Here is a 10,385-nt window from a genome sequence, read left to right on the forward strand (position 1 = left end):
TACATTTAAATCTTGAAAAGTTAATAGTTAGAATTTCTTTAGTATCAGGTTCATTAGGAAAATCTTTTAAAGATATTTTATGATTACTACAGATATGCATAGAACTTAAACAATGCTTACATTTTCTTGTGTTGTTTGGTATTTTTTTAAGATGAGTATTTATGTGAATGTTGCACTTGATTTGACAAATTATCCTACAAAAAAGTAGCTCTAATTAGAATAATTTAACATTTATTCTATTGAGCTACTAATTTTATTATCCCTTAAATATTTGTGAAGAACCTTTTTTTTAAAATAAATATTTTTTATCAGATAAAGACTCTGTAGTTATTAGTGGAATAGAACACGAAATAAACATTGATTTATTAGTATGGACTTTAGTATAAATTTAATTAAAAAAACATCAATTAACATGTTGATTTTTATTTGAAATAATGTTAAAATAAATTAGATTTAAATATTAACAAATATAAATAAACTCTATAAGAGAAAGAGTGTTTAGGGTTCCGAAGATATTATCTTGCTGGTCCAAGCAACACTGGTACTTGTAAAAGTATTACACCATAGGGACAAAAGCCCAGGAGGTAGGTTTCACTTAAAAGCCTACTTTTCTGGGCTTTGTTTATTTTGAAATTCAATCTTAGGAGGTACTTTAATTATGTTAAGTTATTTTAAACTTAAAGAACACGGAACAGATTTTAAATCTGAATTTTTAGGAGGATTAACTACATTCCTAACAATGGCATATATTTTAGGAGTTAATGCAAGTATTTTAGGTAGTGCAGGGTTAACACCTGGATCCGTATTTTTTGCAACAGCTATATCATCAGCTGTAGCTACTATTTTTATGGGGATTTATGCAAATGCTCCTATAGCACTTGCACCTGGTATGGGACTTAATGCATTCTTTACATATACGGTTGTACTAGGTTCTGGATATACTCCTGCCGAAGCATTGGCTATGGTATTTGTATCAGGTTTAATATTCCTTATTATTTCTGTTTTAGGTCTTAGAAAGCTAATTGTTGATTCTATTCCTACAAGTTTAAAAAAATCAATTGGAGCTGCTATAGGATTCTTTATAGCATTTATAGGTCTTAATAAATTAGGTATAATTATTGCAAACCAAGCTACTTATGTAACACTTGGATCTTTCAAAAATCCCACAGTATTATTAGGAGTATTCGGATTAATATTAACATTAATACTAATGACGTTAGAAATTAGATCTGCAGCATTTCTTGGATTACTAGCAACAGCTATTTTAGGTATAGTATTAGGATTATTAGGTATTTCTGGTATGCCTACTTTACCTAATGGAATAATTAGTTTATCATTTGACACTTCTAGTGTAGGGCTATTTTTAAGTGGATTAGGAAGTATATTAACTAAACCAGAAAGCATAGTTATAATATTTACTATGTTATTTGTTGATTTTTTTGATACAGCTGGTACTTTAATAGCTGTTATAGATAAAATAAAAGGATTAGTAAAAAGTGAACATCCTGAATTAGAAGTTGATTATAACATAGATAAAATGTTTTATTCTGACGCATTAGGTACTGTAGTTGGAGCTACTTTGGGAACTTCAAATGTAACTAGTTTTGTTGAATCTTCAAGTGGTGTTGCTGCTGGTGGAAGAACTGGATTATCTTCAGTAATTGTTGGAATATTATTTTTACTTTCAACATTATTCTCTCCATTATTATCTGTTGTGGATTCTATTGCTGTAAATGATACACTATTTTTATCTCCAGTTGTTGCACCAACTTTAGTAATAGTTGGAGTTCTAATGGCTACTCAATTATCTAATGTTGATTGGCATGATTTTAGAGCAGCTGCTTCAGGATTTGCAACAATAATAATAATGGTTTTATCTTATTCTATAGCTAATGGTATAGCTGCAGGATTTATAGTTTATGTAATAACAAATATATTTAGCAAAGAAAAGAAAAAATTACCGGCTATTATATGGGTTTTATTCGTGATTTTCTTATTACACTTTGCTTTAGTTTAATAATAAATAATCTATTATAGAGGAGTTAATTACTCCTCTATTTTTAATTCTTCATATAACAATTATTTTTATTTAATTATAACTATTTTAAAAAAAAATTTTATATGGTATTATTAGTTATATAGAATAGAAAGAGGTTAGATTATGATAAACAATAATTTATTAAAAGATGATTTGTATTTAGCTGTTAATGGAGAGTGGTTAAAAACAGCCATTATTCCAGAAGACAGAGCACAAGTAGGAGGTTTTCAAAACTTAGTTATTGACATTGAAAAACTTTTACTAGAAGATTTTAAAAATTTAAAAAATGTAGAAAATCCTGAAATGAAAGAATTTTTAAAATTCTTTAATGAAGCAAGAAATTTTGAAAAAAGAAATAAGGAGGGATATACAGAATTAAAAAAATATATTACTAAAATATCTGAAATTAAAGATTATAATGATTTTTCTGAAATTCTTAAAGAATGGACTTTAAAAGATTTACCACTACCATTTAGTATATTTATTGGCCCTGATATGATGAATGCAAAAATTAATGTATTACATTTAAATAGATCTTCTATTATACTTCCAGATAAAACTTACTATGAAAAAGAAAATGGAAAAACTTTAATTAAATCTTACACTAAGATGTTAGAAAAAATTTTTGAAGAATTAGATTATCACACAAGTGAAATAAAAGAACTTATTGACAAAACTATAGAATTTGATAAAATTATATATCCATATACTAAAACTTCTGTTGAATTAGCTGATTATACTAAATCATATAACCCTAGAAGTATGGAAAATGTAAAAAAATATTCAAATAAAATCAATTTTGAAATATTTATAAATGATATTTTAGAACAAATTCCAGAAAAAATAATCGTAGATGAACCTAACTTCTTTGAAAATTTAGAAAATATTTTAACAGAAAATAATTTAGAATTGTTAAAAGCATGGTTAATATCTAAATTAGTAATTTATCTTAGTAGTTTATTCAAAGATAATTTAAGAATTATTGGTGGTCTATATCAAAGAGAAAAATCAGGTATTAAAGTAGCTGATAGTATAGACAAATACTCATATTATACTTCAACAGCTATGTTTGCTGGTGTTATAAGCGTATATTACGGTAAAAAGTATTTTGGTGAGAAAGCTAAAAATGATGTAGAGTGTATGGTAAAAAATATTATTAATGTTTATAAAAAAAGATTAGAAACAAACACTTGGCTTAAAGAAAAAACAAAGAAAAGGGCTATTAAAAAATTAAACACTCTTGGTATTCTTATAGCTTACCCTGAAAAATATAAAGATGTATATAAAAAATTAAAATATAATGACGAAGAAACATTTTTTGAAAATTATATAAGATTCAAAAAAATAAAAAATATAGAACACTTTAAAAAATGGAATACAAATGTTGATAAAATGGAATGGGGAATGAGTTCAAATACAGTTAATGCATACTATCACCCTCAACACAATCATATATGCTTCCCAGCTGCTATATTACAAGAACCTTTCTATAGTATATCTCAATCTAAAAGTAAAAATTATGGAGGTATTGGTGCTGTAATCGGACACGAAATTTCTCATGCTTTTGATAATAATGGAAGCAATTATGATGAAAACGGAAACTTATTAAACTGGTGGGATGAAGAAGATTATATAAAATTTGAAGAAAAAACAAATGAAATGATAGAACAATTTGATGGTATACCATTTGGAAGTGGAAAAGTAAATGGTAAACTTACAGTTTCTGAAAACATCGCTGATTTAGGTGGAATAACTTCAGCATTAGAAGCATTAAAATTAGAAAAAGAGTATTCATTAGATGAATATTTTATAAACTGGGCAAGAATATGGAGAAGAAAAGCTAAACCAGAATACATAGATCTTCTTCTAAATATAGATGTACATTCTCCTGGTGAATTAAGGGCAAATATAACTCCACAAAATTTAGATGATTTTTATCAAACATTTAATATTAAAGAATCAGATAAAATGTATAGAGAAAAAGAAAAAAGAATTACAATTTGGTAAAATCACTCTGTCAATTAAAAATGAAAATGTCTCAAAAAATATATAATATATAGACCTAAATTAGAGGGGGATTATCCCCTCTTTTTAAATTAGGTCTTTCCCAATTTTAATCATATACTTTATAAAGGATTCAAGTTTCCACAGATGAGTTAGAGGAGGAATATATTTTTTTTTCTCTTTTTAAACTTTAACAATATCATAATCAAATTCACTTAAAAATGTTTCAAATTCTTTAACTTCTTCTAAAACATAAATATTATCCTTAATATTATAATAAAGACTTACTGTAAGTGTTTTAATAACTAATCACTTAACATTTTTATTAAATAGTTTTTAGAGTCATATGGGAAGTATTTCTTGACTTTATTTTTATTTAAATTTGTGTTATTATTAATCATGGATATACGATTTCTTTCTTTATATTTGAGTATTTAAGATTTTACTGTATATCCTATTTTTTTTCAACTAATTTTGTGACACTTACTATTTTAATTTAGGTAACTTTGAATTTCAAGATTTACTTCTTTAAAAATTATAGTGTAAGTGTTATAATATATAAAATAACTTCATGAACTTGTAATTAATAGGTGAAAATATGAATAAAAAAGAATTGGCTAATGCTTGTGAATTATCTCCTACAACTATATCTAAAATGGGGAGAGGAGAGTTTATCAGCATGGATGTTTTATATCGTATTGGGACTAAATTAGGTATTGATTTTGGTGATATGGTTTCGATTATAGGGTTAAAGAAATAAAAAACTTGAGGTGGCAAAATGGAATCTCAAGTTTTAAAAGATGGAGGTATTTATGACAGAAGAGAAAAATCTTACGATTGTTGATAATAAAGAAATACAGAATATGATTTATACCATTAGAAGTAGGCAAGTAATGATAGATAGTGATTTAGCGTATCTTTATAATGTTGAAACTAAAGTGTTGAATCAAGCAGTAAAAAGAAATTTAAATAGATTCCCAGAACATTTTCGTTTTCAATTAACGGAAGAAGAATATGAAAACTTGAGGTCACAATTTGTTACCTCAAGTGAAGTCAATACTCATGGTGGTAGAAGATATATGCCATATGTATTTACAGAACAAGGTATCGCTATGCTTTCTGCTGTGCTTAAAAGTGATGTAGCTGTCAAAGTTAGTATTAAAATTATGAATAGCTTTGTGGAGATGAGAAACTTTTTGCTTTCTAACAAAGAGATGTTTTCTCGTCTTGATAGGGTTGAGTTAAAACAATTAGAAACAGATAAGAAACTGGAGGAAGTATTCAACTATATAGCTAGCAATATTGAGGTTAAGCAAAATATCTTTTTCGATGGGCAAATTTATGATGCTTTTAGCTTTATCGTAGGTCTTATCCAGAAAGCTAAAAAAGAAATAATCTTGATTGATAATTATGTGGATATCAATACCTTAAATATTCTGTGTAAGAAAAATAAAAATGTAAAAATTAAAATTTATACTTCCGGAAAAGGAAATTTAACAACAAAAGATATCAATAAATTTAATGCACAATATGAAGAATTAACTGTAAAAATAAATACAGATTTTCATGATAGATTTTTAATTATAGATAGAGTAGAAGTTTATCATATTGGAGCATCTATCAAAGATGCTGGGAAAAAGAGTTTTGGAATTACAAAGATAGAAGATAAGGACTTAGTTAAGAGTCTTATAAATAAAGTGAGGTAGAGTATAGCAAATTTATATAAAATAAAAATATAAAAAAATATCGGTTTGAATAAAATATAAGTAGGTGAAAATATGTTAGGAGCAATAATTGGAGATATTGTTGGTTCAAGATTTGAGTGGAATAATCATAGAAATAAAGAATTTGATTTATTTACTACTGAATGTTTTCCAACAGATGATAGTATTATGACTTTATCTGTTGCAAAAGCTATATTGGAAAGTAAAGAAGATTTTAGTGATTTATCTGAAAAAACTGAAAATTTCATGCAAAAAATAGGAAGAAATTATCCATATTGTGGATATGGGGGCAACTTTTTTTATTGGATATTTTCAAATGATCCTAAACCATATAATAGTTATGGTAATGGAGCAGCTATGAGAGTTAGCGCTGTTGGATTTGTTGCTAATAGTTTAGAAGAAGTAAAAAGTCTTTCAAGAAAGGTAACTGAAATTACTCATAATCATCCAGAAGGAATAAAAGGAGCTGAAGCTACAGCAATGGCGATTTATTTAGCTAAAATTGGAAAAGATATTTCTGAAATAAGGGATTTTATTACAAAAAATTATTACACTTTGGATTTTACTTTAGATGAAATTAGAGATACTTACGAATTTAATGAAACTTCTCAAAATACTGTACCTCAGGCATTACAAGCGTTTTTTGAATCAACTAATTTTGAAGATGCAATAAGAAATTCAATATCAATAGGTGGTGATAGTGACACACTAGCTGCTATTTGTGGTGGAATTGCTGAAGCCTATTATGGAATACCAGATAATATTAGAAAACAAGCTATAAATTTTCTTGATGAAGATTTATTGAAAATTTTAATTGAGTTTGAAAATAAATACAAATAAAATAGTATTAAATTAGTTAGATAATAGGAGGTAGTTATGTCATATATTAAAATGGAGCATTGTTATAAAAAATATATGGTTGGGGAAGTAGAAATAATAGCTAATAATGATATTAATTTTGAAATAGAAAAGTGAGAGCTTGTAATAATACTTGAAAGTTCAGGTGCCGGTAAATCTACTGTATTAAATATATTAGTAGGAATGGATACTTGTGATGAAGGTAAGGTCATAATAGATGGAGTAGATATATCTAAATTTAATGCTAAACAATTAACTGAGTATAGAAGAAATAATGTAGGTTTTGTTTTTCAATTCTATAATTTAATTTCCAATTTAACAGCTAAAGAAAATAAAGTATTAGATACAGAGATGTCATAATCTTCTTTAATAATTTCGGTAAGATGATTTATATTTATTATTGTATGACTAATTTCTTTAGAAGTAGTAGTTGAAGGTTTTTTATTTCTATTATCATGAATAAAACTAGTTTTCCCTTCATTTTTGAATTTAATGATAAGTCTATTGATTTGTCTACGAGTTAAATTTAAAATAAAAGAAGCTCTATTCTTGTTAATTTTACCTAAAACTAAATCATTAATAATATTATATTTATTTAATTCATTCATTCTTGAAAAATACTTTCTATAATTACCTCATTTCTAAACTAAAGATAATTACATAATAATCTAATAATATTAAATAAACAATTACACTTATATTTTTAATTTGAGACATTATCATATTTATTTAATATGGAATAATCTACAATGTATTAACTTTACAATGAGGGTTTAAAAATGTTAAAATATAACAAAAACTTAGGAGAGTATATGATAGGTATAATAGGTGCAATGTCTGAAGAAGTTGATATAATAAAAGATATTATGGTAGATGTTAGTGAAATAAAAATATCAGATAGAACTTTTTATAAAGGAAAATTTAATGATAAGGAAGTTGTTTTAGCTCTATCAGGTATAGGTATGGTTAATGCTACTATAACTACAACATTATTAATAAATGAATTTAAAATAGATAAAATATATTTTTCAGGAGTTGCTGGCTCTATAAATAAGGATGTAAATTTAGGTGATATAGTTATATCTGATTCATTGGTAGAATATTTATTTGATGCTACTGCTTTTGGATATAAGATAGGGGAAATTCCTAGAATGAATTCTTCGGAATTTAAGCCTAAAGATATACTGTTAGATGCCCAAAATAAACTTAAAAATGAAAAAATTAAATACGGAAAAATATTATCGGGCGATAAATTTGTGTCAAGTAAATCTGAAAAGGAAAAATTAGGAAAAGATTTTGATGCCTTAGCAGTAGACATGGAATCAGCAGCAATAGCACATACCGCTGTAGTTTTAGGAGTTGATTTCTTAATAATAAGATCAATTTCTGATTCAATTACAGATGATTCAACTATGGAATATAGTGAATTTGTTAATATTGCAGCAAATAATTCTAAGAATATTTTGTTAAAATTAATATAGAGGTTATATAATGAAAAGATTAAGATTATTATTTAATACAATATCATGGATTTTAATAGCTTTTTTAATAGTTCTTACTTATACTAAGGTAAGATATATAGTAAGGAAAGCTAATGAAAATACAGACGTTGTATCACAAGAATTTAAAATTAGGAAAGTGGATTTTTATAAAACTATTAAAGTTGAAATTATACCAGAAGTAAAAGATGATGAAAAAAAAGAAGAAGTAAACGATGTAGTAGTTAAAGATAAAACTCAAGAAAAAACACAAGAAGAAAATAAAAATGTAGTAGAAACTAAGGAAAATACTAAACAATCTGAGAAAAAGGTTGTAGCTAAGAATAATAAAAAGGATGTAGTTGCTAGTAAACCAACTAGTCAAAACAATAATGTAAAACAAGCAACTAAACAAGTAACTAAGCCTCAAACTACAGCAAATAGTACTAAGCAAGCTCAAACAGTTAAAAATAATGCAACAAATAAAACTGATAATAAGGTTAATAATAGTAAAAAATCACAGACTGATAAAGAAATAGATAATATTATAAAATCTAAGAAAAAAGGTGCTTAATATGTTAGAGATAGATATTAAAAAATTGAATGAAATGTATCAAAATGATGAAAATTTAATTTGTGGTTGTACAGTTATTTCTTTTGAAGATTATTGTAAATTTAAAATAGCAGAATTAAATAGAGAAAAAAGTGAAGAAGAGGAAGATATAAAATGAGAATAGGATTATTTTCTGATACATATACACCTCATGCAAATGGTGTAGCAGTATGTGTTGAAACCTTAAAAAAAGGATTAGAAAAAGAAGGACATGAAGTATTTGTTATAACATGTAATGATAAACTATATGTTGAAAGAGAAGGGAATGTACTTAAATTACCTTCAGTAGTCTTCAAAAAATTATATGGTTATTCAGTTACAACTCCAGTTCAAATAACAGGATTTAGTGAAGTTAGAGATCTTAAATTAGACATAATACATGTACATACAGAATTTGGAATAGCCTTGTTTGGAAGATTTATGGCAAGATACTTAAAATTACCTTTAATTTATACATATCATACTATGTTTGAGGATTATACACACTATATTAATGTATTTAATCTTAAATTGTTGGATAAACCATCTTTAAAATTAGTTGAATATATATCTAAAGTTTATTGTGAACCATCAAATGTAGTAATAGTTCCATCACGTAAAACATATGATGTTTTAAATAAATATGGTGTTAAAACTAAAATGGAAATTTTACCTTCAGGTATAGATCTTGAGAGATTTAAAAATGTTGATATTAATGAAGTTAATGAAATAAAAAAAGAGTTAGGACTTGAAAATAAAAAGGTTATGATATATTTAGGTAGAATAGCTAAAGAAAAAAATATAGAAATAGTCTTAAATGCATTTAATAAAATAAAAGATGTAAGTTTAATTTTAGTAGGATTAGGTCCAGAACTTGATATTTTAAAAGAACAATATGAAAGTGATAATATTAAATTTTTAGGTAAAAAAGAATATATAGATGTTCCTAAATATTATTCACTTGCAGATGGATTTATATCAGCTAGTACATCTGAAACTCAAGGACTTACATTTATTGAAGCTATGGCTACTGGAAAACCTTTGTTTTGTACAGATAGGGTTGTATTAGATGGACTTTTAATAGAAAATGAAAATGGATATTTCTTTGATAGTGAAGATGATTTAGTTGATAGAATAAATAGATATTACTCATTAACTGATGAAGAAAGAAACTCTATGAGTAAAAAATCAATAGATATATCTATGAAATATGATTTAGGTAAGTTTATTAATAAAGTTTTATCTATATATGAAGAAAATTTAGGTAAAATATATAGGATAGAGTATATAAAATATAAGAAAAATGGACTTGCTAAAATAAAAATTAAAGGTAAGAGATATTGGTTAAAGAATTATGAACCATTAATGCTAGGACTTAAAGAAAATGAAAAAATAGATCAAAAAACACTTAATTATATAAGAGATAATAATATATAAATGATAAAGCCCCTATAGGAGGCTTTATTCTTTTAGAGAGGAAATTTTAATAATTTCCTTTTTTGTTTATTATCAATATAATTGATAATAAAACTATTTTTAATCAAAATAAAATAAAAGTAAAATTTAATATTTTAAATTTATTTCACACAATTAAATTAAATAGTATATAATTAATAATAAAGATAGAGGAATTGAAAAAAATATAACTAATAACAAATAATTTAAATAAAGGGTAAACTAAAATATCAAAT

The 10,385-nt window shown here is 25.3% G+C and carries 11 protein-coding genes; 10 read left to right on the top strand and 1 reads right to left on the bottom strand.

The features are described 5' to 3' along the window. Positions 1 to 658: 658 nt before the first annotated feature. The 6 genes from AYC59_RS05555 to AYC59_RS08300 all read left to right on the top strand — a co-directional run bounded on the left by AYC59_RS05555 (position 659) and on the right by AYC59_RS08300 (position 6,984). Positions 659 to 2,017: an NCS2 family permease gene (locus AYC59_RS05555; protein WP_211260018.1), complete on the top strand. Its 1,359-nt coding sequence runs from the start codon at positions 659 to 661 to the stop codon at positions 2,015 to 2,017. A gap of 144 nt (positions 2,018 to 2,161) precedes the next feature. After that, positions 2,162 to 4,045 (top strand): M13 family metallopeptidase, encoded by a 1,884-nt coding sequence (locus tag AYC59_RS05560; RefSeq protein WP_066896119.1) that lies wholly within the window; start codon positions 2,162 to 2,164, stop codon positions 4,043 to 4,045. A 595-nt stretch (positions 4,046 to 4,640) separates the two neighbouring features. Then, complete coding sequence (locus tag AYC59_RS05565; RefSeq protein WP_066896122.1) at positions 4,641 to 4,802, top strand: helix-turn-helix domain-containing protein; 162 nt, start codon at positions 4,641 to 4,643, stop codon at positions 4,800 to 4,802. 52 nt (positions 4,803 to 4,854) lie between these two features. Then, on the top strand, positions 4,855 to 5,748 hold the full coding sequence (locus tag AYC59_RS05570; protein ID WP_066896125.1) for an ORF6N domain-containing protein: 894 nt from the start codon (positions 4,855 to 4,857) through the stop codon (positions 5,746 to 5,748). A gap of 72 nt (positions 5,749 to 5,820) precedes the next feature. After that, positions 5,821 to 6,606 (top strand): ADP-ribosylglycohydrolase family protein, encoded by a 786-nt coding sequence (locus tag AYC59_RS05575; protein WP_066896128.1) that lies wholly within the window; start codon positions 5,821 to 5,823, stop codon positions 6,604 to 6,606. Positions 6,607 to 6,795: 189 nt separating this feature from the next. After that, the gene (locus AYC59_RS08300; protein ID WP_369323996.1) at positions 6,796 to 6,984 is read left to right on the top strand and encodes a hypothetical protein; all 189 of its coding nucleotides are present in this window, start codon (positions 6,796 to 6,798) and stop codon (positions 6,982 to 6,984) included. Here the strand turns inward: AYC59_RS08300 and AYC59_RS05585 are convergent. Beyond that, positions 6,921 to 7,232 (bottom strand): helix-turn-helix domain-containing protein, encoded by a 312-nt coding sequence (locus AYC59_RS05585; RefSeq protein ID WP_066896131.1) that lies wholly within the window; start codon positions 7,230 to 7,232, stop codon positions 6,921 to 6,923. The two genes, AYC59_RS08300 and AYC59_RS05585, sit on opposite strands and share 64 nt — an antisense overlap. 204 nt (positions 7,233 to 7,436) lie before the next feature. Here AYC59_RS05585 and AYC59_RS05590 point away from each other — a divergent pair, with 204 nt between their 5' ends. The 4 genes from AYC59_RS05590 to AYC59_RS05600 are packed head-to-tail and all read left to right on the top strand — an operon-like array spanning position 7,437 to position 10,131. Continuing rightward, positions 7,437 to 8,105: a 5'-methylthioadenosine/adenosylhomocysteine nucleosidase gene (locus AYC59_RS05590; RefSeq protein ID WP_066896134.1), complete on the top strand. Its 669-nt coding sequence runs from the start codon at positions 7,437 to 7,439 to the stop codon at positions 8,103 to 8,105. A gap of 10 nt (positions 8,106 to 8,115) precedes the next feature. Continuing rightward, the gene (locus tag AYC59_RS05595; RefSeq protein WP_066896137.1) at positions 8,116 to 8,676 is read left to right on the top strand and encodes a hypothetical protein; all 561 of its coding nucleotides are present in this window, start codon (positions 8,116 to 8,118) and stop codon (positions 8,674 to 8,676) included. A 1-nt stretch (position 8,677) separates the two neighbouring features. Then, positions 8,678 to 8,833: a hypothetical protein gene (locus AYC59_RS07790; RefSeq protein ID WP_156445495.1), complete on the top strand. Its 156-nt coding sequence runs from the start codon at positions 8,678 to 8,680 to the stop codon at positions 8,831 to 8,833. Next, entirely contained in the window at positions 8,830 to 10,131 is a 1,302-nt protein-coding gene (locus AYC59_RS05600; protein WP_066896140.1) for a glycosyltransferase, read from the top strand. The genes AYC59_RS07790 and AYC59_RS05600 overlap by 4 nt, the downstream gene beginning before the upstream one ends. Positions 10,132 to 10,385 lie beyond the last annotated feature (254 nt).

Origin of the sequence: Pseudostreptobacillus hongkongensis (assembly GCF_001559795.1) — a bacterium.
Lineage (GTDB): Bacteria > Fusobacteriota > Fusobacteriia > Fusobacteriales > Leptotrichiaceae > Pseudostreptobacillus > Pseudostreptobacillus hongkongensis.

Excerpts from the sequence above, each read along its gene's own strand:
- AYC59_RS05570 (WP_066896125.1), top strand. The coding sequence starts at position 4,855 with ATGACAGAAGAGAAAAATCTTACGATTGTTGATAATAAAGAAATACAG.
- AYC59_RS05565 (WP_066896122.1), top strand. The coding sequence starts at position 4,641 with ATGAATAAAAAAGAATTGGCTAATGCTTGTGAATTATCTCCTACAACT.
- AYC59_RS05555 (WP_211260018.1), top strand. The coding sequence starts at position 659 with ATGTTAAGTTATTTTAAACTTAAAGAACACGGAACAGATTTTAAATCT.
- AYC59_RS05600 (WP_066896140.1), top strand. The coding sequence starts at position 8,830 with ATGAGAATAGGATTATTTTCTGATACATATACACCTCATGCAAATGGT.
- AYC59_RS05595 (WP_066896137.1), top strand. The coding sequence starts at position 8,116 with ATGAAAAGATTAAGATTATTATTTAATACAATATCATGGATTTTAATA.
- AYC59_RS05585 (WP_066896131.1), bottom strand. The coding sequence starts at position 7,232 with ATGAATGAATTAAATAAATATAATATTATTAATGATTTAGTTTTAGGT.
- AYC59_RS05590 (WP_066896134.1), top strand. The coding sequence starts at position 7,437 with ATGATAGGTATAATAGGTGCAATGTCTGAAGAAGTTGATATAATAAAA.
- AYC59_RS05560 (WP_066896119.1), top strand. The coding sequence starts at position 2,162 with ATGATAAACAATAATTTATTAAAAGATGATTTGTATTTAGCTGTTAAT.
- AYC59_RS05575 (WP_066896128.1), top strand. The coding sequence starts at position 5,821 with ATGTTAGGAGCAATAATTGGAGATATTGTTGGTTCAAGATTTGAGTGG.
- AYC59_RS07790 (WP_156445495.1), top strand. The coding sequence starts at position 8,678 with ATGTTAGAGATAGATATTAAAAAATTGAATGAAATGTATCAAAATGAT.